At 46.9% G+C, this 24,297-nt stretch carries 20 protein-coding genes and 1 pseudogene; 9 read left to right on the top strand and 12 right to left on the bottom strand.

Annotated elements, in window-relative coordinates; genetic code table 11:
- Positions 1-5 precede the first annotated feature (5 nt).
- Both uvrA and H5647_RS19535 read right to left on the bottom strand, forming a co-directional pair.
- Positions 6-2,831 (bottom strand): excinuclease ABC subunit UvrA, encoded by a 2,826-nt coding sequence (gene uvrA, locus H5647_RS19540; RefSeq protein WP_045860695.1) that lies wholly within the window; start codon positions 2,829-2,831, stop codon positions 6-8.
- A 181-nt stretch (positions 2,832-3,012) separates the two neighbouring features.
- Positions 3,013-3,675 carry a LuxR C-terminal-related transcriptional regulator gene (locus tag H5647_RS19535; protein WP_045860694.1) on the bottom strand — a complete coding sequence of 221 codons (663 nt, stop codon included), beginning with the start codon at positions 3,673-3,675 and terminating at the stop codon, positions 3,013-3,015.
- Positions 3,676-4,057: 382 nt separating this feature from the next.
- Between H5647_RS19535 and H5647_RS19530 the strand changes: the two genes are divergently transcribed.
- The 4 genes from H5647_RS19530 (at position 4,058) to H5647_RS22270 (ending at position 6,978) form a co-directional block, all read left to right on the top strand.
- Positions 4,058-5,401 carry an MFS transporter gene (locus H5647_RS19530; protein ID WP_052692286.1) on the top strand — a complete coding sequence of 448 codons (1,344 nt, stop codon included), beginning with the start codon at positions 4,058-4,060 and terminating at the stop codon, positions 5,399-5,401.
- Between the two features lie 121 nt (positions 5,402-5,522).
- Positions 5,523-6,077, top strand: coding sequence for a single-stranded DNA-binding protein (gene ssb, locus H5647_RS19525; RefSeq protein WP_045860693.1), 555 nt, complete (start codon positions 5,523-5,525; stop codon positions 6,075-6,077).
- Between the two features lie 9 nt (positions 6,078-6,086).
- Positions 6,087-6,707 (top strand): sugar nucleotide-binding protein, encoded by a 621-nt coding sequence (locus H5647_RS19520; RefSeq protein ID WP_236074982.1) that lies wholly within the window; start codon positions 6,087-6,089, stop codon positions 6,705-6,707.
- Entirely contained in the window at positions 6,700-6,978 is a 279-nt protein-coding gene (locus H5647_RS22270) for a hypothetical protein (protein ID WP_236074980.1), read from the top strand. Before H5647_RS19520 ends, H5647_RS22270 begins: the two co-directional genes overlap by 8 nt.
- A gap of 64 nt (positions 6,979-7,042) precedes the next feature.
- Here the strand turns inward: H5647_RS22270 and fabB are convergent, their stop codons facing one another.
- Both fabB and fabA read right to left on the bottom strand, forming a co-directional pair.
- The gene (gene fabB, locus H5647_RS19515; RefSeq protein WP_045860692.1) at positions 7,043-8,260 is read right to left on the bottom strand and encodes a beta-ketoacyl-ACP synthase I; all 1,218 of its coding nucleotides are present in this window, start codon (positions 8,258-8,260) and stop codon (positions 7,043-7,045) included.
- 71 nt (positions 8,261-8,331) lie between these two features.
- On the bottom strand, positions 8,332-8,856 hold the full coding sequence (gene fabA, locus H5647_RS19510; RefSeq protein ID WP_045860691.1) for a 3-hydroxyacyl-[acyl-carrier-protein] dehydratase FabA: 525 nt from the start codon (positions 8,854-8,856) through the stop codon (positions 8,332-8,334).
- Positions 8,857-9,266: 410 nt separating this feature from the next.
- Here fabA and galU point away from each other — a divergent pair, with 410 nt between their 5' ends.
- Both galU and H5647_RS19500 read left to right on the top strand, forming a co-directional pair.
- Positions 9,267-10,091, top strand: a complete 825-nt coding sequence (galU, locus tag H5647_RS19505) for a UTP--glucose-1-phosphate uridylyltransferase GalU (protein WP_045860690.1) — start codon at positions 9,267-9,269, stop codon at positions 10,089-10,091.
- Positions 10,092-10,108: 17 nt separating this feature from the next.
- A pseudogene (locus H5647_RS19500) lies at positions 10,109-11,471 on the top strand (phosphomannomutase).
- Positions 11,472-11,538: 67 nt separating this feature from the next.
- Here H5647_RS19500 and H5647_RS19495 read toward each other — a convergent pair.
- The 6 genes from H5647_RS19495 to H5647_RS19470 form a co-directional block, all read right to left on the bottom strand.
- A complete protein-coding gene (locus H5647_RS19495) occupies positions 11,539-12,003 on the bottom strand; it encodes a DoxX family protein (protein ID WP_045860689.1) in 465 nt (154 codons plus the stop codon).
- The gene (locus tag H5647_RS19490) at positions 12,000-12,827 is read right to left on the bottom strand and encodes an HvfC/BufC N-terminal domain-containing protein (protein WP_045860688.1); all 828 of its coding nucleotides are present in this window, start codon (positions 12,825-12,827) and stop codon (positions 12,000-12,002) included. The genes H5647_RS19495 and H5647_RS19490 overlap by 4 nt, the downstream gene beginning before the upstream one ends.
- A 1-nt stretch (position 12,828) precedes the next feature.
- Positions 12,829-13,677: an MNIO family bufferin maturase gene (gene bufB / locus H5647_RS19485; RefSeq protein ID WP_045860687.1), complete on the bottom strand. Its 849-nt coding sequence runs from the start codon at positions 13,675-13,677 to the stop codon at positions 12,829-12,831.
- A gap of 79 nt (positions 13,678-13,756) precedes the next feature.
- Entirely contained in the window at positions 13,757-14,035 is a 279-nt protein-coding gene (locus tag H5647_RS19480) for a BufA1 family periplasmic bufferin-type metallophore (RefSeq protein ID WP_045860686.1), read from the bottom strand.
- Between the two features lie 239 nt (positions 14,036-14,274).
- Positions 14,275-15,918 carry a glucose-6-phosphate isomerase gene (gene pgi, locus H5647_RS19475; RefSeq protein ID WP_045860685.1) on the bottom strand — a complete coding sequence of 548 codons (1,644 nt, stop codon included), beginning with the start codon at positions 15,916-15,918 and terminating at the stop codon, positions 14,275-14,277.
- Positions 15,919-15,974: 56 nt separating this feature from the next.
- The gene (locus H5647_RS19470) at positions 15,975-16,937 is read right to left on the bottom strand and encodes a polyprenyl synthetase family protein (protein WP_045860684.1); all 963 of its coding nucleotides are present in this window, start codon (positions 16,935-16,937) and stop codon (positions 15,975-15,977) included.
- A 189-nt stretch (positions 16,938-17,126) separates the two neighbouring features.
- Between H5647_RS19470 and H5647_RS19465 the strand changes: the two genes are divergently transcribed.
- Entirely contained in the window at positions 17,127-17,471 is a 345-nt protein-coding gene (locus H5647_RS19465) for a hypothetical protein (protein WP_045860683.1), read from the top strand.
- Positions 17,472-17,583: 112 nt separating this feature from the next.
- Positions 17,584-18,027, top strand: a complete 444-nt coding sequence (locus H5647_RS19460) for a hypothetical protein (protein WP_162926442.1) — start codon at positions 17,584-17,586, stop codon at positions 18,025-18,027.
- 167 nt (positions 18,028-18,194) lie between these two features.
- Here the strand turns inward: H5647_RS19460 and H5647_RS19455 are convergent, their stop codons facing one another.
- Positions 18,195-19,700: a PepSY-associated TM helix domain-containing protein gene (locus H5647_RS19455; protein WP_045860681.1), complete on the bottom strand. Its 1,506-nt coding sequence runs from the start codon at positions 19,698-19,700 to the stop codon at positions 18,195-18,197.
- Positions 19,701-19,710: 10 nt separating this feature from the next.
- The gene (locus H5647_RS19450; RefSeq protein ID WP_052692285.1) at positions 19,711-21,828 is read right to left on the bottom strand and encodes a TonB-dependent receptor; all 2,118 of its coding nucleotides are present in this window, start codon (positions 21,826-21,828) and stop codon (positions 19,711-19,713) included.
- A gap of 158 nt (positions 21,829-21,986) precedes the next feature.
- Here H5647_RS19450 and H5647_RS19445 point away from each other — a divergent pair, with 158 nt between their 5' ends.
- Positions 21,987-24,272, top strand: a complete 2,286-nt coding sequence (locus tag H5647_RS19445; protein ID WP_045860680.1) for a DUF748 domain-containing protein — start codon at positions 21,987-21,989, stop codon at positions 24,270-24,272.
- Positions 24,273-24,297 lie beyond the last annotated feature (25 nt).

Raw genomic sequence — 24,297 nt, 5'->3', positions numbered from 1 at the left:
TTTTATTATTTTACTAACATGTCTTTTAGGTAGGCGCCGGTATAGGATTTCTTCACGCGCGAAACGGTTTCCGGCGTTCCTTCTGCGATAATTTGACCGCCGCCGCTTCCTCCCTCTGGGCCTAAATCGATAACCCAGTCAGCTGTTTTAATAACATCAAGGTTGTGCTCAATAACAACGATTGTATTGCCGTGGTCGCGCAATCGATGTAATACATTAAGTAATTGTTGAATGTCGTGAAAGTGCAACCCCGTAGTGGGTTCGTCGAGAATGTAAAGTGTTTTACCAGTGTCACGTTTAGAAAGCTCGCGACTAAGTTTTACTCTTTGCGCTTCGCCGCCGGATAGCGTGGTAGCGGCTTGGCCTAGGCGAATGTATGCAAGGCCTACGTCCATGAGTGTTTGTAGTTTCTTTGCGATTGCGGGTATTGCGTCAAAGAATTCACGTGCGTCCTCAACGGTCATGTCTAAACATTCGTGAATGTTTTTACCCTTGTATTTTATTTCGAGAGTTTCTCGGTTGTAACGTTTGCCCTTACAGACGTCACAAGGGACGTACACGTCGGGTAAAAAGTGCATTTCGACTTTTACAACGCCATCGCCCTGGCAGGCTTCACAGCGGCCACCTTTTACATTAAAACTGAAGCGGCCAGGTTTGTACCCTCGTGAGCGCGCTTCTTGTGTACCAGAAAATATATCGCGGATGGGTGTAAAGATCCCGGTGTAAGTAGCAGGGTTTGAGCGAGGCGTACGGCCAATAGGGCTTTGATCTATATCCACGCATTTGTCGAGCAGCTCTAGGCCTTCTACTGAATCGTGCTTTGCGGGAGTTAAGGTTGTTGCACCGTTTAATGCCGTGGCGGCGAGAGGGTAAAGCGTGCCATTAATAAGGGTTGATTTTCCTGAACCCGAAACGCCTGTTACGCAGGTCATAATCCCAAGGGGGATAGTGAGTGTGACATCTCGTAAGTTGTTGCCTCGGGCTTTATGCAATATTAGATGGCTATCGTCTTTCGGCTTATGCCGCAAAGACGGGACTTCAATTTTTTTGCGGCCAGTTAAGTAGTCGGCCGTGATAGAGTTTTTTGCCTTAAGAACCTGTTTGTAGGTTCCTGCAGCAATCACTTCGCCACCGTGCACGCCCGCACCGGGGCCAATATCGACAACGTAATCGGCTGCGCGAATAGCGTCTTCGTCGTGCTCCACAACGATTACGGTATTGCCTAAGTCTCGCAGGTGGGTAAGGGTGCCCAGTAGCCGGTCATTGTCACGTTGATGTAAGCCTATAGAAGGCTCGTCTAGGATATACATCACACCAACAAGCCCGGCACCAATTTGGCTGGCTAATCGAATACGTTGTGCTTCACCGCCGGAGAGCGTTTCTGCGCTGCGGTTGAGCGTTAAATAGTTGAGGCCAACGTCGACTAAAAAACGAAATCGGTCACGTAGCTCTTTTAATATTTTGTCGGCTATCTTGTGCTTGGCGCCGGTAAATTTTAATTTCTTAAAATAATCATAGGCTTCGCCGACCGGGAATTCGGTAATCTCGGGTAGTGTCTTTTTGTCGATAAATACGTGACGGGCCTCTTTGTTTAACCTGGCTCCATCGCAGTCTGGGCATTTCATAATGGATAAAAATTTGGAGAGTTCTTCGCGAACAGAATTTGATTCTGTATCGCGGTAGCGTCGTTCGAGGTTAGGCACTACGCCTTCAAAGGCGTGCTTGCGATTATAGGTGTCACCTCGGTCGTTGACGTAACTAAAATCAATTTCCTCACCTTTGGATCCGTATAAAATGACTTCACGGTGTTTTTTTGCAAGGCGTTTCCACTGCTTGTCTGTATCGAAACCGAAATGTTCTGCGAGAGATTTCAGCATATGAAAATAATAGAGGTTGCGTTTGTCCCAACCTCTTATAGCGCCTTCAGATAATGACGATTCAGGAAATTGAATCAATTTATCTTCTGAGAAAAACTGTTTTACGCCAAGGCCGTCACATCCCGAACATGCGCCGGCAGGGCTATTAAAGGAGAAAAGGCGAGGCTCTAGCTCTGCCAGTGAGTAATCACAAACAGGGCACGAATGCTTCGCGGAAAAAACCTGGTCTGGTTTTTTGCCGTCCATATCGGCAACGATGGCAATGCCGTCGGCCAGATTAATTGCAGTTTCAAATGACTCGGCTATTCGAATCGCTATGTCGCTGCGAATTTTAAAACGATCGACCACGGCTTCTACGGTGTGTTTTTTCCGTTTATCGAGGGTAGGGGTATCGTCTAGATCAACCACAAGCCCATCGATGCGCGCTCGAATAAAACCGTCGCGGCGTAGGCTGTCAAATATGTGTAAGTGCTCGCCTTTTCTGTCGCGAATAATTGGCGCGAGCAGCATCGTTTTACTGCCCTCAGGTTGCGTGAGGACTTGGTCCACCATTTCCGAGACCGTTTGAGCGGCGAGGGGTTCGTCGTGCTCAGGGCAGCGAGGTTCGCCTACGCGTGCGTAAAGAAGCCTCAAATAATCGTAGATCTCGGTGATAGTGCCAACCGTGGATCTAGGGTTGTGGGAGGTGGATTTCTGTTCGATGGAAATGGCTGGGCTTAACCCTTCAATATGATCGACGTCTGGCTTTTCCATCATGGATAGGAACTGGCGGGCATAGGTTGATAGGGATTCAACATAACGCCGTTGCCCTTCGGCATAAAGCGTGTCAAATGCCAGAGAAGACTTCCCTGACCCAGACAGGCCAGTGATAACGATAAGCTTATCGCGGGGGAGGTCGAGATCAACATTTTTCAGGTTATGGGTGCGCGCGCCACGTACTACGATGGTATCCACAGATTATTGTCCGGTTAAAAAATGGGGGTTACGGGGCAAATCGCGAAGCGAGATTAGCCAACCGGAAATTATACGCGTTTCATTCGATGAAAGTTTAGACTTTTACATTAACTTTATGGGATTGGGGGCAATAAAAAACCCGGAACAATCCGGGTTTTGGTGTGAGGTATGTCTTAGCGTTTTAGTTATCTAGATCGTCCATATCGCGTACCCAGTTACTGGCCTCGAGACGGTTACGCACGCCAATCTTTTTGTATACGTTATAAAGGTGGCTTTTGACTGTATGCTCACTAACGGACAATGATTCGGAAATATCAGCGTTTGTGGCGCCTTCTTTGATTAATTTCAGAATTTGTTTTTCGCGCTTTGTTAGTTTTACATTCGGTCGTTTAATGTTCGAAGGTGCTTTTCTGTTTTTGTCCAAAAATGTATGAAGTAGTCGGCGGGGCACCCAGAAGTCGCCTTCTAGCAGACATTTTAATCCGCGGATGAGTTGTTCCTGCTCTGAATCTACGTAGAACAAGCCGGAAACACAGGGCCAATCAAGCAGTGATTCCTGTTCGCTTTCATATTCAGCGTTGAGGAGTGCGGCATTAACGTTTTCGAGAGTATTTTGAATCTCGCGAACAAATTCACTGAGTGTTTCCAGGTCTTGACCATTGCAATCGATCAGTATCACATTTGTACCAGCGGGTACTGATCCAAGCTCTCTGTGGACGCTGCAGTCAAGTTGTAATTCTTCGCCGATTAATTTAGCCAGAAGCCCTGTTTGGAGGCTGCTATTGGCTGAGAAAAGGACGATATTGTTACCTTGCACTACAGTGTCTGATTCTAATATAGACACATCATTACCTGATTTCGGTCCACACTTCCCCAATCTTGACGATGAAGTATGAAGTTGATTTATTGTTGTTATCTTCCCCGAGCGGGAGAATCATTGAGCATTGTACCCGATTATTGGTACACCTAGTACCAAAAAGGCTTATTAAATACGCGCCATAGGGACATAAACCTCATTCTTAAGTGGGGGGAGAGGGTTGGTACGGGTTACATTGGCGCGTTAAATTTGCGGTCTCCTTTTCATACTTGAGGGGTGAAATGGGTGTGAGGTACCGCACAATGGGGGTTCTAGCGGTCTAATTCTTCGCGTGGAAGGCGCTAGCGGTGTCGCCAAATGGATCGGCCTGTTAGAATCGCCCTCTTTTAAAATCCGAGGAATTAGACCTTTGCACTCTCAGGTTAAAACGGTTGCATCCTTAGCATCGCTTTACGCATTTCGTATGCTTGGGTTGTTTATGGTGCTGCCTGTCTTGATGTTATACGGTGGCGAATATCGCGGAGCCAGTCCTGCGCTCTTAGGGCTAGCGTTAGGTGTTTATGGCCTCACTCAGGCTCTGTTTCAGATTCCTTTGGGGTTGCTGTCCGATATCTGGGGGCGAAAGCCCGTTATTTTTCTCGGTTTAGTTATCTTTGCCATTGGTAGTTTGGTCGCGGCGCTTGCCAGTTCAATAGAAGGGCTTATTTTAGGCAGGGCCTTACAGGGCAGTGGTGCTATCGCAAGTGCAATTATGGCAATGGTGGCCGATCTTACGTCGGAAGAAAATCGTACGAAAGCTATGGCCGCTATTGGGGCCTCTATCGGCTTATCTTTTTCTGTGGCAATGATAGTGGGGCCGGGTATTGCGTCCAGTGTTGGCTTAGGTGGTGTGTTTGGCGTTTCAGCCCTATTGGCGCTTATAGGTCTGTTAGTACTGCTTTTCGTGGTCCCCAGCCCGCCGCGTTTATCTGCATCGCACCGTGATACGGGCGCAATTCCAGCATTAATTCTCGCCAGCCTAAAAGATACCCAGTTGTTGCGCTTGAACTGGGGGATTTTCGTTTTGCACTTTGTGCTAATGGCCGCATTTTTAGTTGTACCGCTTATGCTTGAAGAGCGATTTGCGGTATCGCGCGATTCTCATTGGCTCGTTTATTTGGGGTTGTTGGGTATCGCTTTTGTTTTGATGTTGCCTCTAGTGATGTTTGCCGAGCGTAAGCGACGCGTTAAAACGGTGTTCGTGGGGGCGGTCGCTTTACTGGGGTTCAGTTTAGCCGTGTTGTCTCAGGTCAATGCTTCGATTGTTGTTTGGTTAACGCTTTTATTGCTTTTTTTTACAGCATTCAATTTGTTGGAAGCGAGCCTGCCGTCTCTTGTGAGTAAAATAGCGCCCGCTGGCGCTAAAGGTACGGCGATGGGAATATATTCAACCAGCCAATTTCTAGGTGCATTTGCTGGAGGCGTTAGTGGTGGTTGGTTGTTAGAGTATTATGGCCCTTCAGAAGTTTATCTGTTGGGGGCTGTTGTTGTAGCGGTTTGGTTTGCCTTTGCTGTAACCATGAAAAGCCCGCGGTATCTTAGTAGTGTGAGCGTCAGTGTTGCCCAAAATTTTAATGCTACTGCGTGTGTTTTGGCAGTGCCGGGTGTTGAGGATGTGTTGTTCGTGAGTGAAGACGCTTTGCTTTACTTAAAGGTGGATAAAAGAGTGTTCGATGAGAGTGAGCTTAATCGCGTGTTGCAGCGTAATTCTTGATTGCTAGGCAATACTGTAAAGGTATTGTTCTGCTAAATTTAGGTGGAGCCAAAGCAGTGAAAAGTCGCTAGAATCGATCGATAGCCAGATTTGAATCATTATTTGATATAGGAGAGTTAACGTGGCCAGCAGAGGCGTAAATAAAGTGATTTTGGTGGGAAATGTAGGTCAAGATCCTGAAACTAAGTATATGCCTTCCGGAGGTGCCGTGACCAATATCAGTGTGGCCACTTCTGAGGCTTGGAAAGATAAGCAGTCTGGGCAGCCTCAAGAACGTACAGAATGGCACCGTGTAGTCTTTTTTAATCGTCTAGCAGAGATCGCCGGCGAGTATCTTCGCAAAGGCAGTAAAGTGTATATTGAAGGCGCCTTGCGCACTCGTAAATGGCAGGGGCAAGATGGTCAAGACCGTTACACCACTGAAATAGTAGCCGCCGAAATGCAAATGCTCGACGCGCGTCAGGGTGGCGAAAATCAAAATTACGGCGGTGGCTTTCAGCAGGGTGCTCCTGCAGCAGCGCCTAATCAGCCGCAAGCGGCTCCCGCTCCGATGCAACAGCAAAATCCAAACCAGCAACAGCAACAGCAACAGCAACACGCGCCAGCGCCGCAGCAAACGTCTCATGCTGCTCCGCCACCCGCTATGGATAGTTTTGATGACGACATCCCATTTTAGGGTATTCACTTGAGTTATCGAATTCTTGTTCGGCGAGCGGATACCGCGCTCGCTAGTGCGTTTATGGGGGTGATGGAAGATTACCCTTTTGTGTTGCTTACACCGTCTGCTGAGAGCCTGAACTGGTCGGATGAGGCGGCGGTCGCAGGTTATTTCGATGAAAAATCGCCTAGCCTTGTTATTCACTTTCCGGAATCTTGCGTCGATGTGAGTGCTAGCGATATCGCCGCGGCGAGAAGTCTTGCGAAGGCATGCAAAGCGAAAAGCGTGCCTTTAATTCAGTTATCTTCATTCCGTGTTTTTGGTGACAATTATTGCCCTCAGGGCGTTGGTGAGGTGGATATGCCTCAGCCAAGCAATGAGCTGGGGCGGCGGATTTTATCGATGGAGACAGGCGCGTTGGTGTGCCCCTCTTCTATCGTGTTGCGGTTACCGTGGATATTAGATCTAGTTCCTTGTAGTTTATTCGGTCGAATTATCCCTAAATTATTAGTTGGCGAGTTACCCCCTGTATCTGATCACCATCGCTTTAGTTTGGTGTCTGCAGGTTTTGTGATTCGCAGCCTTATCACCCTCATTCATCAGGTTTTTTTGTGGCGCAGAAAACTGGGGTGTGTATCATTTGCGTAGCTCTGATCAGAGTTCCGAAGCGGAATTTGTGGATGCAACTGTGCGTATGATCAATGCTGAAGCAGGCTTGTCGCTCACAATGCCTCAGGTAATATCGGGGAAAGAAGAAGGGCGTTTGTTGTTAGGTAACGGTAACCTAAACGGTCGGAATTGTACCGATGACTTTGGTATTCAGTTTCCTTCTTGGCGGCACGGTTTTAAATCGCTCGTACGTCGGTGGCTACATGATCAGCATTTGGTAGAAGAGAAGCGGCAGTCTGTGCGGCAATAACGTAGAGGTTAGACCAAAAAAAGCGCCTATTAGGCGCTTTTTTTGGTCTAACAGTGGTGTTTTATCAACCTGCAAACTTTTGGAAAACAAGTGTCGCATTGGTGCCGCCAAAGCCAAAGCTATTCGACATGGCGATATTAATATCTGCGTCTTTTGCTGTAGGTACAATATTCAAACCATCAGCTTCAGGGTCCAGTGTTTCGATATTCGATGAGCCTGCAATGAAGCTATGCTTCATCATAAGCAAAGTGTATATCGCTTCTTGAACGCCAGTAGCACCTAAGGAGTGGCCCGTGAGTGATTTTGTTGAGCTAATAGCAGGAGTATTGGCGCCGAAGGTTTCTCGCACTGCTCGCAATTCGGCAAGGTCACCTACTGGTGTACTGGTGCCATGTGAATTGATGTAGTCGATAGTCGCCGCATCTACGTTTTGTAAGGCTTGTCTCATGCAGCGAATAGCGCCTTCGCCAGAGGGGGCAACCATGTCGTAGCCGTCTGAAGTTGCTCCGTAGCCGATGAGCTCGCCATATATTTTAGCGCCACGTGCCAAGGCGTGATCCAGAGATTCGATCACCAGACAGCCACCACCACCACCAATAACAAACCCATCGCGGTTCGCATCGTAAGGTCTAGAGGCTTTCTCTGGAGTGTCGTTATATTTGGTTGAAAGGGCGCCCATGGCATCGAAGAGGCCCGTGAGAGTCCAGTGCTCTTCTTCACCACCTCCGGCAAAGACAACGTCTTGCTTGCCGAGTTGAATCAGTTCCATCGCATTGCCAATGCAGTGAGCACTGGTGGCGCAAGCCGACGAGATGGAGTAGTTAACGCCCTTGATCTTGAAGGGGGTGGCTAGGCACGCCGAGGTCGTGCTTCCCATTGTTTGTGTGACACGGTAAGGTCCTGCGCGTTTTACGCCGCGGCTACGGATAATGTCGGCTGACTCCACTACGCTAGAGGTAGTCGCGCCACCTGAACCCACAACAATGCCTGTGCGTTCGTTTGACACTTGGTTCGCTTCTAGCCCGGAGTCGAGAACGGCCTGTTGCATTGCAACGTAGGCGAATCCGGCGGCATCGCCCATGAAACGCAGCACTTTACGATCGATATGGTCTTTTAAGTCGATATCGACAGAGCCAGAAACCAAGCTGCGAAACCCATGTTCTTGATAGCTTTCATTAAACCGTATACCGGATTTTCCCGCTTTTAAAGAGGCGAGTACTGTGTCTATATCGTTACCGATGCATGAGCTGATACCCATGCCAGTGACCACAACGCGTTTCATATTATTCCTCATAATCTAGTCAGATCGCGGCGGCATTATGCCATACCGCTAGCTCGAATTCTGTTAGCGAACTACCAGCTGTCGGTATTGCTAAATAGGCCAACTCTTAGGTCTTTAGCAAAGTAAATGTCTTTGCCGTCAACCGACACTCGACCATCGGCTATCCCCATTACCAACTTGCGTTCAATAACGCGTTTTAGGTTGATGTGATACGTTACTTTACCGTTCGACGGGAGTATTTGGCCTGTGAATTTAACTTCGCCACAGCCAAGCGCGCGTCCGCGACCGGGGTTCCCTTTCCATGCAAGGAAAAAACCGACTAACTGCCACATGGCGTCTAAGCCCAGACAGCCAGGCATTACGGGATCTCCGGGGAAGTGGCAGTCAAAGAACCACAAGTCATCTTTGATATCCAATTCGGCAATGATTTCGCCCTTGCCAAACTCACCGCCAGCTTGGCTGATGTGAGTTATTCGGTCCAGCATTAACATATTGGGTACGGGTAGCTGTGCGTTACCTGGGCCAAACATTTTGCCTTGACCGCAGGCCAGTAGCTCTTCCAGGTTATAGGATGATTGCTGTTCGAATGAATTCATGACTGAAGATTATCCGTGGTTAGTTGGCGGCGAGTTTAAGCGATACCCAGCCGGAAAAAGCCGCCATTCTACCCTGTGTATAGGGCTTGTCCAGTCGCGAGGCGGGCGAAACACCGTATCAGCCAATAAAATATAAAGGGTAGCGCTACCAAGGCCTCGATCAAGCACTATAGTGTTATTGAATATGGTATATTTCGTGCGTGTTAAGAATAGAGCCTCTGTGGATTGGGTGACTCAGTGCATTGAACGCTACAAATAAATACTGCCAATGTTGATGACGCCGTAAACTGCTCGTTTTCGGTGCCTTTGCTCAATAAAAGTTCAACAATTAGTTGGTATAGTTTTCACACCACACATTAGCGATACGCTCAACAGATAAAATATTTAATACCAAGAAGGTAGAATCAAAGATGATTAGTAAATGTTTATTTCCTGTTGCCGGATATGGAACCCGCTTTCTTCCTGCGACAAAATCGATGCCCAAAGAAATGTTACCCGTTGTTAACAAGCCACTTGTGCAGTATGGCGTAGAAGAAGCCTTGGGTGCGGGTTTATCCGAAATTGGTTTTGTAACCGGTCGAGGTAAGCGTGCAATCGCGGACCATTTCGACGTGAGCTATGAGCTAGAGCATCAAATAGCGGGTTCCTCCAAAGAGGATTACTTAGCGTCTATTCGCGACGTAATGGCAAAAGGTTCGTTCTCTTTTACGCGGCAGCGTGAAATGAGAGGGCTCGGTGATGCAATCTTAAATGGCCGTCGTTTAATTGGTGACCAGCCTTTCGGCGTTGTGCTATCGGATGACTTATGTGTAGCGGACGAAGGCGTTTTATCACAAATGGTTAAACTGTATAAACAGTTTCGTTGCAGTATTGTGGCGGTACAAGAAGTGCCAAAAGAAGATATTAGTAAGTTTGGTGTTATTGCTGGCAAGCAAATTAAAGACGGGCTCTACCAAGTTGATAACATGGTAGAAAAACCAGAACCCGAAGATGCTCCCAGTAATCTCGCTATCATTGGTCGTTATATTTTAACTCCCGACATTTTTGAAATAATAGAAAATACCCCGCCAGGTAAAAATAATGAAGTGCAGCTCACTGATGCACTCCTTACGCAAGCTAAAAACGGTTGTGTGTTGGCGTATAAATTCAAAGGTCGTCGTTTTGACTGCGGAAGCGTTGCAGGCTTTGTGAATGCAACCAACTATGTTTACGAAAATCTGTATACCCAAGACTAAAGGTGGACTGAAGTTAGATGAAAATTGATATTACTTGTTTCAAAGCGTACGACATTCGTGGCCGTGTTCCCGAAGAACTTAATGCTGATGTAGCGTATCGCGTTGGTAGAGCGTTCGTTGAATACCTCGATGCTAAAACTGTTGTGGTTGGCCACGATATTCGTTTGACCAGCGCGGAGATAACCGATTCCTTGGTTAAAGGCATTACGGAAGCGGGCGCCAGCGTTATACATATGGGGCAAGTGGGTACAGAAGAGGTATATTTCGGAACGTTTCACTTGGGCGTTGATGGTGGCATTTGTGTAACGGCTAGCCATAACCCTATGGATTACAACGGAATGAAATTGGTGCGCAAAGGGTCAGAGCCTATTTCGGGTGATTCCGGCTTGGATGATATACAGACTATTGCCGAGCGTGGTGAGTTTAAGCCGTCGGCGGTTGTGGGTAGCGTAGAAAAGCGTGATATTCGCCCTGAATACCTCGAACATTTGTTGGAATATGTTGATATTTCAGCTTTAAAACCGCTTAAAATTGTCTGTAACGCGGGTAATGGTGGCGCTGGTGCTGTGGTCGATGGTTTAGAGCCTCATTTGCCTTTTGAATTTATTAAAATTCATCATAATCCTGACGGCAACTTCCCTAATGGTATTCCTAACCCGCTTTTGGTCGAGAAGCGCGGCGCAACTATTGATGCAGTAAAGGAACATAAGGCTGACCTAGGTTTTGCTTGGGACGGTGATTTTGATCGCTGCTTCTTCTTTGATGAAAACGGTGTGTTTATTGAAGGGTATTATGTTGTTGGTTTATTGGCCGCGGCTTACTTAAAGAAAAACCCCGGTGCAAAAGTTGTGCATGATCCTCGATTAACGTGGAATACCATTGACTTGGCCGAGGCTGAAGGTGGTATTGCGATTGAAAGTAAAACAGGGCATGCCTTCATCAAAGAAAAAATGCGTGCAGAAGATGCCGTCTATGGCGGTGAAATGAGCGCTCATCATTATTTCCGAGATTTTGCTTATTGTGATAATGGCAATATCCCTTGGTTGTTGGTGACAGAGTTAATGAGCACTACAGGTAAGACGTTATCTGAATTGGTGAAAGATCGTGTTGCAAAATTTCCGTGTAGTGGCGAGCGAAATAACACGGTAAACGATCCTGTAAAAATAATTACTTCGATAGAAGAGCATTACCGCTCTTCTGCATTGATTATTAAAAAAAATCGATGGTTTATCAATGGAGTTTGCACAGTGGCGATTAAATATACGCTCATCCAGTACGGAGCCTGTCCTGCGCTTAAATATTGAAAGCCGCGCTGATCAAGGCTTAATGGAAGCGAAAACAGAGGAATTGTTAGGCCTGGTTAAACAGTACGATGCTTAATTTCTTTAGCTGTTAATACCAAAAAAAACCGGCCTTGGCCGGTTTTTTTTGGTATATTTTTACGGAGTTAAGTTTTTTTTAGCAATGAATCGACCGAAAATACACCGGCACCCTGCTTTAGAATATACAGTAATGGCACCAACCAAAGTAGGTGGGTTGCCCATGCTTCGGGGTAAACGAAAATTTCAATTATGAGCGTCATGATTATAAAAATAAGGGCGCTTGCGCGCGTCATGAAGCCAACAAGTATTAATATCGATATTAAAAATTCTGTGATGCTCGCGAGGTAAGCTGCGATATCGGCGGGAATTAAGGGTAGGGCGTAATCATATTCGAACAATAGAAGCGTTGTTTGTGAAACATTCCAAAACATCCATTTTTGTCCGAAGATTGCGTCCCCTCCAATTTTTGTTTGTGCGGATAGCCAGAAAATCATAAAGACCGAAACGCGGGCAGAAATAGAAAGCACCGCCTCGGGAATAATATCGCCCAGTGTTTTTGCGAATCGATCAATTTTATTGAAAATAGTCATAGAGCATCGCCCTCGGGAATAATGGTTGAGGTAACGATGCCTGAGGAAATTAAGAATGACACAGCATCGCTGGCGTTAAAGTCGAGCTTGTGAGAGTCGCTATAGTCTGCAGTGCGAGATACGGCGTCTAGCAGTGTTTGGCCGGTCAATAGTTGAGAGATAAAAAAAGCGACTTCATGTGAAAGGTTGTAAGTGGCGACCGTGGTGCTAGGCCTTGCGACAAGTATATTTTCGGGCCTGTCTGCGTCGATCTCTGAGGGGAGTATAGTCGAACCCTCATCAACGTTAGCCTCCTCTGTTGGAAGGCAGTACTGCCAAATGGAATATAGAGCATAAGGTGATTGTAGTAGCGCAAGACTGGGGTGAAAGATAAAAGCGCTTTGGCCAAGCGTGTCGTTGTCTATGTCAGCGAAATTCCGTGCGGTTAAGGGGGGGGTGTCTTTTGCGTGATAAGCTAAGTGCTGTGCCCAATTAACGCGCGCTACATCTGCTAGATACGATATTTTTTGGGTATGTTCAAAGCGGGCAATAAAGTGAGGGAAGGTATCGCCGAGCCAAAGCATAGCAGCCTTAGTTGGGGGGTGTTGGGTGAGGTAGTTGTTTGCGAGAGCTGTAAAAAATGTGTCGCCTACCAGTTGGTTAACGGTGCTAAATGTTTCACGCAAAATGTCGCCAAGAGATGCGTAATAGTTGTTTCTATGGATATTCAGCCGTGCTTCTAAGATGTCGCGAGGGTAGGCCTTTAATTGTTTTTGTAGTGCAAAATCGTGTTCGCCAGATAGAAAAAATTCGCCAAAATTTTGTTGAAATTTTTTCAGCGTCATATCAAGCGCCTTCTCGTTGACGTACTAGAAGTGTTTCAGCTTTATGTGCTTCTCCTTCTAAAACCGCCCATTCTGGAATATCGTTGTCCCATTCAATGAGTGTTGGGAACGGTTTGTTTGTCTTGGTTAATAGATACTTAAATAACATCCATACGCTGTTTTTAACAGCCGAGCCGTGATCGTCGATGCGAATAATGGAGGCATCGGGTAATGTTTTTTCTGTATGGCCTGCAAGATGGATTTCGCCAATATATTGCGTGTTAATGGTGTCAATGTAATGGTAAGGGTCAAATCCGTTATTGGTGGCAGAGACAAAAATATTATTAACGTCGAGAAGTAGGCCCGCGCCTGTGCGCTGACAGGCTTCATTAATGAATGCACTCTCGGTGAGATCACTGTATGAAAAGTCGATATATGTTGAAGGGTTTTCGATGAGTATTGATCGGCCTAAAAAAGCTTGTGTGCGGTCGATGTTGTCACAAAGTATTTGTAAGCTTTCATGTGTGTAAGGTAACGGCAGTAAATCATTTAAATAAATACTATTCCAGTGACTCCACGCGATATGTTCGGATACTTGAGCGGGCTGATATCGATCGATTACCCGTTTTAGCGCGTGTAAATGTTCGCTACTAACCCCCTCGCTTGAGCCTAACGAAAGCCCTACTCCGTGCAGTGAAAGAGGGTATTGTGCTCTGATTTTTTGTAGGTAATGATGTGGCGGCCCGCCAGGACCCATATAGTTTTCAGGATGAATCTCGAACCAACCAACATTAGGTTGTTCGTGAATAATATCGTTGTAGTGCTGTGCTTTTAGCCCAACACCGCAGCGTAGGGGGAGAGGTTCAGTCATAAATAAAGGTACGGGCTGGTTACACTAAAAGGCCCCGATAACTCAATGAGCCTTTTAGGTGGTTCACAGGTAGCTATGTTTACTTTTGTGCGCCTTTGGGGGTTAAGCTACCGCCAACAATGGATTCACATTTTCCGTTTGGAACGTAGATCCATGCATCTGAAATGGCATCTTTTTTGGCTTGGCCCGCGCAGCTGGTGCCTTGGCTTTTTATGGCACAATCATTTTTACCGGCTTTAACGATACCGTAGCATTTCTCCATGCTAGCTTTGCCTGCAAGCGCTTCGTGACTTGAGGCCATCATAACGCCTGCGGCGATGGCACTGGATAATGCTAGTGTTTTACTCATGTTTTTCATCGGTGATCTCCTGACGAAGTAACTCCCTGTGGGAGCAAAATTTAGGTCTGTTCTGTCAGTACTTTTTGTACTGGTAGCGAGTGAGACTAAGCGAATAATAGAAAGTTCAGGTTTTACTGCCCCTGAATTTAACTTACTTATGCTGTAATAGCTGTAGCCTCAGTGAAATATTACGTTTAGCGAGTATAAAAAACGCGGCCCTAGGCCGCGTTCTAACGATTTAAGGCCCAGCCTGTGGGTTAAATACTTTTGTTTGCTTCGTTAAACTTACGCACTAAAGTTTGGGTTGATGAGTCCCAGTCGCCGGGGATATCCGTTGTGTCTATGGCAGTGGCAATGTGTGTGCCGAGTAACTTACCTAGCTCTACGCCCCATTGGTCGTAGGAGTTAATATTCCACAATGTGCCCAATGTATACACTTTATGTTCGTAGGCTGCGACAAGTGCGCCGAGTGTTTCTGGGGTTAGCTTGTCCATCAAAATAGTGTTGCTTGGGCGATTACCCGGATGAACTTTGTGTTCTGCTAAGGTGGTTATTTCACTTTCACTGACACCTGCTGCACGCAGCTCTGTTTCCGTTGTTGCGAGATCGCGCCCCGTCATAAGAGCTTGGCTTTGCGCCACACAATTGGCAAACAAGTATTTATGTTGATGATCGATTGGGTGATGGGCTTGCAGGGTGGCAATAAAATCGATAGGCATCGTGGTTGTGCCTTGATGCAGTAGTTGGTGGAACGAGTGCTGGCCATTTGTTCCTTCAGTACCCCATACAATAGAGCCTGTTTGGTAGTCTACGCGCACGCCTTCTTTTGTAACACTTTTGCCATTACTTTCCATTTCAAGTTGCTGTAAATAGGCTGGGAGCAGCTGTAAGTGGTAAGCGTAAGGAAGTATGGCTTGCGTGTCGGTATCCATGAAGTTGCTGTACCAGAACACGATAAGGGCCATAAGCACGGGAATGTTTTTTTCCGGTGGCGCTTCAGCAAAGTGAGTGTCCATTGCATTCGCACCAGACAGAAGCTTGCGGAAATTGTCCATACCAACGGCGAAAGCTATGGGCATGCCTATAGCAGACCACAATGAGTATCGGCCGCCTACCCAATCCCATAACGGGTAAACATTGTCGGCATCAATACCGAATTCAACGGCTTTATCGACTTTTGACGAGATGGCAACAAAGTGATGGCGGAGTTCATTTTCGGCACAGCCATTTTCCAGCATCCATCGACGAGCGGTGAGTGAATTTTCGAGGGTCTCTAAAGTAGAGAATGATTTGGAAGCAACTAAGAAGAGTGTCGTATCGGCATTTAATGTTTGGGTAAGGTCATGGATTTCGGCGCCGTCTATGTTTGCAACGAAGTGAACGTTCACATGCCCTGTATGAAAGGGTGTTAGCGCTTTTGTTACCATGCGAGGGCCTAAGTCGGAGCCGCCGATACCAATGTTGACGACGTCAGTAATCTTATCGCCTTTGTAGCCTTTCCATTCGCCGCTATGCACAGATTCAATTAAGCCGGCCATTTTGTTGAGTGTTGACTCTACCGCTTTCTCTTCGGGGCTAGAGGCCTTGCCAGCGTATCGTAGGGCGCTGTGCAACGCTGGGCGATCTTCGGTATTGTTGACGTGGTCACCGCGCATCAAGCGCTTTATAGCACCTTTGAGGTCTGCTTGCTTGGCAACGTCGAGTAAGAGTGACAGTGTTGTTTCGTCAATGTGGTTTTTAGAAAAGTCCAATTCTAGGCCAGTGGCTGAAACGGTATAGCGAGCCGAGCGATTGGCGTCTTTTTCGAAAGCTTGTTTTAAGGTACGCCCTTCCCATGAAGTAGCGTTTTCAACGAGTTGATCCCAGTTATTATAAAGATCGGATAGTGTACGTTTTTGCATCGATAGACTCTCTATTGCTGCGTGCTTCAGGGTAGGAATGGCTGGCGGCTTTTTTATTAGTTGCTGCGCTCTACCGAGAAGCGTGTGAGATCCGCTAAAGCGGACTGGTAAGGTGTGGCCGAAAGGTTAGCAATGAGTGCTTGAGCCTTCTCGGCATGGTTGCGGGCACACTCTTTGGTGTACTCCAAACCACCGCGCTGCTGCACGATAGTGATAATTTGTTGCAGTTTGTTGATATCGCCATCGCGAATGCTTTGTTTTACCAATTCAGCTTCTTCTGACGTGCCGTTGGCGATAGCGTGAATTAATGGCAGGGTGGGTTTGCCCTCGGCTAAATCGTCACCCACATTCTTGCCGAGTTCTTCGGCATTTCCTTCGTAATCTAACGCGTCATCAATAAGCTGAAAGGCGACGCCTAAATGGTAGCCAATTTGCCGTGCTTGCGCGCGTTGCTGGGCATTTGCACCGGCAATAACGGCACCTATTTCACAGGCCGCCTCGAACAAGGCTGCTGTCTTCTTGTGAATGACGGTGAGATAGTTGTCTTCCGTTACGTCTGGATTTCTAGCGTTGACGAGCTGCTGCACTTCACCTTCAGAGATGATATTAGTGGTGTCAGACAATATGGCCATAATATCCATGTTGCCAATGGCGACCATCATCTGAAAGGATCGAGAGTATAGGAAGTCACCGACCAATACACTGGGAGCGTTACCCCATTCTGCATTGGCGGTCGGGCGCCCTCGACGAAGAGAGGATACGTCGACAACATCATCGTGCAGTAGTGTTGCGGTATGAATAAACTCAATAATGGCGGCTAGATCAATGTGTTGTTGACCTTTGTAGTTGAGTGCATTGGCCATTAATAGGACGAGTAGCGGGCGCAAACGTTTGCCACCAGCGTCAACAATGTAGTGTCCAATATTTTCTACCAGCGCCACGTCAGAGTGTAGCTGGTCAATAATGAGCCGGTTGACGGATTCAAAGTCGTTTTGCACCACTTCGTGGAAGGACTGCATGAGGTCATTTCGCCAGTTGTTTTTGAGGGGTGGATGCTAGGGGCATGGTGTGGGGGTGTCAAGTTTAGCAACGCGATTGTCTATAAAATGATCGTTAAGTGAGGGTGTGGTCTATCCTCTGGGTAAAATCTCGGCGCGCGTGCGCAATCTGACCACGCGTTTAACAACAAAGATAAGCCTTTTATCTTTGTGCTCTCCATTAAGGGTGATGACAATACGGAAAATGATTTCATTATTCCTGAAATGATCAATCAAGTGTTTGGCAATGCTGTTATCTATAATCAGGCGGGCAGTATGGTGTATTACGAAGCGCGTTTCAGTCGTGAAATGTGTGGTGTTACTGTGGGAAGTAAAACGCTTCCGGCGGGTTCAAGCGAAATGAAGCTCTTATGGAGCGTGATACAAGAGGCCGATAAACACGGCTATATTTGGATTAATGCTGATATTAATCGAGACGGCGTTGTCGAGGTGAATGAGTTATTGGGGTTGGCGGGGGCGCTTTGTCAAAAGTACTGTGCTGCACCCTGGGTTTAGCTGGGCAGCATTTGAACATAAGCGTAATACGCCCAATTGCCAAGACCCGTCGAGCCTTGCGAATGCACATTGGAACTTCACGAGAGACGTTTGCGCTAATGAGCGGCCCCTTGTGCCAGCAGGCGACGATGACACACCGCTTACGGGGCAGCCGACTGAGATTTGTATGATCTATGGTGAGGGGGCTCGCGATGGCGATAATCAGTCTGCGACGAATAGAGGGAATATTCAATTGATTAATCGTCAAATGACGGCAATCTTCGAGACACTAGAGCGTGAGGAGCCACTCAAAGTGCTTGAAAACTCTAAAACAATAGGGGCGCTCTGGGGAAATGAAACGGATCAGCCGTCTTCGGTTATTGACAATCAAAGGGGCTCTATTCAGTTGGTAAATGCCACTATGAAAACTAACGCCCAGCAGGGCTTTAGTCATCCAAATACGGCTTATACAAGCCAGAGCAATCTAGTAACGGCGGCAAATTACTTTGCTTGCCATGCCTATGATGGCAATGGTAAAAATGCTGATGCTAGACATATTCATGGCGACAATTACTAGACTTGCAGGCTAGGGAATAAGTACGGTTTATGAGGTCAAAAAGAATGAGCCGCGAGGGTTGCTTTTGGTGAGCGTGATAACGGTTGCGGGTATTGGGCTTAGCTTGGATAGGTGACATTGTTAAGCTTACAGGTGAGCCTTTTATCGGCCACCTGTAAGCTCAATTTTTAGGCGCTAGGATTAAGTGTATTTTTTTCTCGTCTAGATCGGCTCAGCAACAGCTTTGCGCCAAAATAGCTAATGGCTAATAAAAAGCTTAAACAGACGACGATTAGGATGTCTCTCACCATACGGCCAGTAAAAGGCGTGAGGAAATTCCATTTATGTAAAAAAGTGAAAGACCACTCCTCTACCCGCGCAATAGATTCGCTTTGGTCAACGAGAATACCCGTAATAGGGTCGATAAAAAGCCATGTGTTGTCGGCATCGTTAATCTCTACCTTCCACACGGGAAGGCGCTTATTGCGGAAATCGTAACCAGTGCCAAATCGAGTAATCATCGAACTTGCACCAACCTTATCGGTACTGATACCGGCAAAATTCGCCGCCAGGTTTTGGGCGTAATGTTGATCATTTTGGGCGTCGGAGATTAACCCTGTGGTCGCATCAATAAATACCGCCCGTTTTTCGGTAGGCATTCCGGTATAGCGCTGTGTGCGCGATACATTGACGTCTGACGCGGCTGAAATACTCAGCCGATAAAACAGCGCATTTTCGTCTCGTACCAGAGAAATGCTATTGATGTGATGATCGCTTAGTGATTCAGGTAAGTTGACGTGGGGTGTGAGTGCTTCCATCGAAGGTGCATTAAACGGTGTGTTTAAGCGCATGCCCGCAGGCTTATCCACTAATGATGATTGCAATAAATGGTAGAACCCACTGGCCGACCACGCTAGAAGAGGAAGCCATAAAACGTAGCCAAGCCACCGATGGTACCGGCGACTTCCACTTTTAATCTTTCGAGATTTAAGCGCGAATACTAAGAGTAAACCTAGTACGGCGGTGCCAATTAAGCACAGCATGAAAAGTGACATGATAATGAGCCGGCCGTACTCAAATCCGTTTAACCATTTAAATGTATGGGCATGCTGGAAAAACCACTGCATGGAGGCTTTGAGTTCGTTATTTAAACCGGCCATTGCTGATGTTTCAGTATGAATGAATATTCGCAGAGAATCTTCGCCGCTAAAGTGAACGTTATAGACAGGTAGTAAACGGTTTACCCAAGGGTAGCTGTCATCAAAATTCGTTTGAAATTGAATACTCGCAATGTCTGATACTGGACGGCCGGTATAATAACTCGCTAACCATTTGGCTTGCTCGCCATCAAAATTATTTAATTTGTTGCCCGACGCAAGGCTGTAATATTGGCGTGGTGCGTAGTCGTCAGTTGTTACCTGTAATAACGGGCCTTTTTCAGAAGGAACCACTTTTACGACACGCGCGTTATTTAGAACCCCTGTGGTCGAGATCAAGTTGGTTACGCGCCCGAGTTGTTGCCCGTCAACGGTCATTGATGGGGGAAAAAAGTTTTCTGCTTTAGGGCCAAGCCAACTCATTATGGGGTGCGCTGCGCCGCTTAACACCCAGATAGTAATAGCCGCTAAACCCCACCATCCCAACGCGTTATGCCAATGTAAAAGTGATTTTGGATTATTGAGTATCGTTTTCATAATGGTTTACCTAGAAGCTCCAGTTAAAGCCTGCATAGAGTGCGCGTGGGTTCCCAGGGCGGTAGCTGAGGTCGGGATCGTTTACCTGGTTAGAGGTATAAGTGGAGTAGAGTTCATCCGTTGCGTTCGAGATGCGAGCGTACAGGTTGAATGCAGTGCTAAGCGTATAGTTTGCTCTCACGTTAACGAGGTTATGGCCAGCGTATTGTTGGGTATTCGTCTGGTCGGTGTAGTAGTCGCCTACGCTCATCCATTCTAGTTCTACTCGTAATTTAGCGAGCGCTTCGGGGGTGTATTCCAGGCGGAGGTTGCCTAAATTGCTGGGCGCTTTTGCCACTTGGTTTCCCGAAAAATTAATTTGCTGATTGCAAAAACAGTCTCGGGAGAAAAATACATAACTGAAATCTTTGTAATTTTGATCTGTTTGGGTGTAAGAAAGGCCTAGTTGCCACTCGGGTGAAAAGCGCCAATCAAACCCAACTTCAATGCCTTTGTGTTCGGTTTCGCCAGCGTTTACGGTGCGTCGAGTGTCATCATCAATTATAGATACAATGTCGTCGGTAACGGCCATATCGTAAAGTGCAATGTCATAACTAATGTTATCGGCTATGCGGCCGCGCATCCCAATTTCTGAGCTTGTACTTTTTACAGGTTGAAGCTCGGTGCTACTTTGTGATGAGCCCGGTCTAAAAAGAGCCCCTACGGTCGGCGCTCTAAACGCGTAACGGTGGCTTAAGTAAAAGGAATGAGTGTCGGAATGTTGGTATGTTGCGCCAAATTTGGGGCTAGTGTTGTTATAACTTAATATTTGGCTGTCGGGGCGACGATGGGAATAATCCGCAGGGTTGCCCGGTAAATGATTGGTATAATCGACTTCAAACTTATCGTACCTCACGCCAGCGTTTACTCGCCATTTGTCGGTAACTTGAAATTCCGCGTGGAGGTAAGGCGACTTAGAGGTTTGGGTAGATTCAAAATCATAGCTTAGCTCACCCGTGCGGGTGTAAGCCGTATAAAATTCGCCCTCTTGTGTGGTGGTAATGGCTTCTTCTTTGTAGTCTGAAGGGGTGGAATCAATATCGAAACCGACAATGAATTCGCCAGTATCGTCTGCAAATTTATAACGGTATTTTGCCAGTGCCCCAAAACTTTCGAAAGCGTAGTCTCGGATATTCGGGTCATAACTAACCATCCAACTGGGCATCATCACCATATGGTTGTCGCGATAAAAAGGCGTTAATGTGAATAAATGGTTGTTGCTAGCCGCGTAATTAAATTCGGCAGAAAGTCGAGAGGCTTCCACTTCTCTAAAACCAATATCGCTGTGATAAAAGTTAATCTCGGTGTTATTGTTGTAGTCATCTTCTTCTAAAGCCGAGACTCCTGATTGATTGATTTCGGAGTAGGCGCCAATGACTTTTAGCGAAAGTTTTTCGCTAAGTTCACTGTCAAAGCGGGCACTTAACGATTGCCTGTCATAAGCGGCTTCATCACGAAAGCCGTCGTTTTGAGTGGTATTATAATCAACTCGAAAGCCGCTGTTATTGCCTAGATTGCTGCCGCCCGAAAGTAGCGCGCGCTGCCATCCGAATGAACCGGCTTCACCGTTAAGGGCGAATTCCGTATCGTCTGGGCTTGTGCGAGTTAGTACGTTAATAACGCCACCGATGGCATCACTGCCATAGAGAGCTGAAGCTGGGCCTTTGATTACTTCAACGCGGCTGCTTTGTGGAATATTAATTTCGTATAAGCCATTATGATTGAAGAACCCAGTGGGGCGTGTAGGTATGCCATCTTCTAGAAAAAGATACACGCCAGCAGTGGTAATGGGCTGTCGAATGGATGTCATATGCCCTTCGCCGCCAAGATTGTTAATGTGCACTCCAGCGATGCGGTTGAGTGCTTCTGCTGGGTGAGAGGGGGACACCTGCTTTAAGGTTTCTTCTGTCAATACACCAACGGATTCTGAAAGGTTGGCAATAGTTTTAACTTCTCGTGTGGAAGTAACAAAGACTTGTTCTTCCAGTGAGCCGCTATCGTTGCGGGCGTCAGCGAAGGTATTGGCACTTATCGCTGAGCAAAGGGATAGAAGAAGGTACGTTATTTTTTTTTGTTTTGAATCGATCATTTCTAACTCCCAAAATATGAGGGCGGAGATTGTATCGAAATCATATTGTTTGGCTATGTGACAAATGGTCGCAGTAGGAGTCATTTCGACGCTAAACTCAATATTTTGGGGCGACAGTCTTTGCGGCTAATACCGTATTCTTAGAGGGAGCATTCTTTTTGGTTATAAATGTATACATAAAGCGGTTGGCCCGCGCGTTAATTAGGGCGGCCTCTATTGGCATCGTATTTTATAGTGTGGTTGTGGTGTGTGTGTGGTTGGTATCCCCCTATGCTGTCCGTTCCCTGGGTGCCGATTTTCTCTCCCCGCTTGGGGTTAAGCTGTCAGAGGATTCGACCGTAAGGCTTAATTTATTCACATCAAAAGTGAATATTAAAGGCGCTGTTAGCCTAAATACGGGTGAACAGACGTTGGTCGTTGAGCAGCTTGAGGTGGCTTATGGGTTTTTGCGATTATTTTCTCGAGAAATTCGTATTAGGGAGGTGTTGTTAACGGATGCTCAATTGTCTATCGAGCTACATAAAGATGACACTACCGTTGGAGGCGTTTTGCTCAGTCGCCTATCAGGTCGTGAGCCCGACACGAATACAAGCGTACCTAACGATACCGCTTTACCCTTCTCTGTGGTGGTTGATACCGTTTCGTTTAAGAATGTCAGTTTTAACCTTAAAACGGGCGCGGCCTCTCATCGTGTGGAGCTGCCGTGGTTTTCTCTGACTGACACCTATTTTAATAATGCGGGCCTGCGAACAAAGATTGCCGGACGCGTAGAGTTGGGCGAGGGAGGGCTTTTATTGACGGCTCAACTATCAACGGATAGCGAGCAGGACGACGTTGCAACCTTGGCGGCGGCGTTAAAGGTGAGTGATTTAGATTTAACCGTTCTTCGTCCTTATTTGGGTCAAGGGCTTGTTGTTGAGAGTGGGCTGCTCGACATGGACGTTACGATGGGCGCACAGTTATCGGCTGCGGAGTCAAAAATTGTAGTAGGGCCATCGTCGCTGGCCGTGAGTAAGGTGCAAGTGACGACAGGTTTACAGCAGTTCTCATTAGACGCTCTACAGCTGGATGTGACCTCGGTTACGCTAGAGCAAACTCAGCAGCCTTCCGTCTTGGTGTATGACGCCAGTGTTGCGCAGGTAAAGAGCTTCGGATTTAAAATGACGGACGTATCACCGGGCGCTTTATTGCCTAAGGTTTTGGTCGAAGCGTTGAACGTAAGCGGTATAGAGGCGTCATTAGACGGTATAACGGTTGACCAAGTGAGCATTTATTCACCCTTGCTTGATATTGTTCTTCATCCAGCACCTGTTGAAGGGAAGGATACTTTAGCGCCTGCCGTCGATACGGAGGTGGCTCCAGTTATTCCGAGTGATACGGCTCAGGATATGTTGTTAGCGAATAACAATGCTGATGACACTAGTGAAGTGGGTTCGCAGGAAGCTTTAATGTCGTTGCTGCTTCGCGAGCTTCGTTTAGCCGCGCCGGGGCGAATTAATTTTGAGGATCAACGCCAGAAAAATTCATTCGTAATGCCGTTAACGCTGGATGTGCTGGATGTGGAAAATGTAGACACCGCGAACCCCGGTGCTAATACCGTATTTACGGTCGCGGGCCATGAGGGCGACTACTTCTCTTTTAACATTGCGGGTGCGGCACAGCCTTTCGCGGAGAAAAAAAGTTTTAATGTGGAAGGTGAAATAAAAGAATTTTCGTTGCCGAAAGTAAATATGTATACCAAGCAATTTTTAGCGTTTAGCGTTGATCGTGGCGTGTTATTCAGTGACTTCAAGATGGTTGCCGACAACAATCAGTTAGATGGCACGCTCAATCTTAACCTGAAGGGGCCCGTTTTTACGTCTGTGGAAGAAGTGGATGCTTTAAGCGTTGTCGATCAAACTTCGCTGCCTTTGAATTTGGCGCTCAATTATTTAAAAGATAAGCGTGGTGATATTCATTTAAAAATACCGGTAAAAGGCGATTTGACTTCGCCGGATGTAAGTGTTCGCCACATTATCAATATTGCGATGCGCAAAGCGGCTATGAAACAGGTAGAAAGCTATTTAATTAAAACGTTTATTCCTTACAGTAACGTGTTGGCCGTCGCTCGAGTGGTCGGGGCGGAGGCCTTAAAAGTTCGGTTTAAGCCTTTACTTTTTCCCGTAGGCGAGACGGCTATTACACGTGATCAGCATGGCTACCTTAGCCAGATGGCGGATTTACTCCGCAAAAAGCCTACGCTAAGGCTCAATGCTTGTAGCTTTGCGCTGCCGAGTGAGGCGGCAACCTTGGCCGAGCAGCGGGCACTCGCAGAAGCTCGTAGTGAGTCGTTCAAGGCTTACTTGGTCAAACAGGAAGGTATTGCATCAGAGCGGCTATTGCTATGTGCACCTAAGGTTGATAAACGTGCAACGGCATCGCCTCGGATTGAAATTGGGGAGTAAAGCCATAAGGCACAAAAAAGCCCGC

The organism is Teredinibacter purpureus (genome assembly GCF_014217335.1).
GTDB classification, from domain to species: Bacteria; Pseudomonadota; Gammaproteobacteria; order Pseudomonadales; family Cellvibrionaceae; genus Teredinibacter; species Teredinibacter purpureus.
The sequence above is the reverse complement of the archived record's forward strand: the minus strand, read 5'-3'. Positions and strand labels throughout refer to the sequence as shown.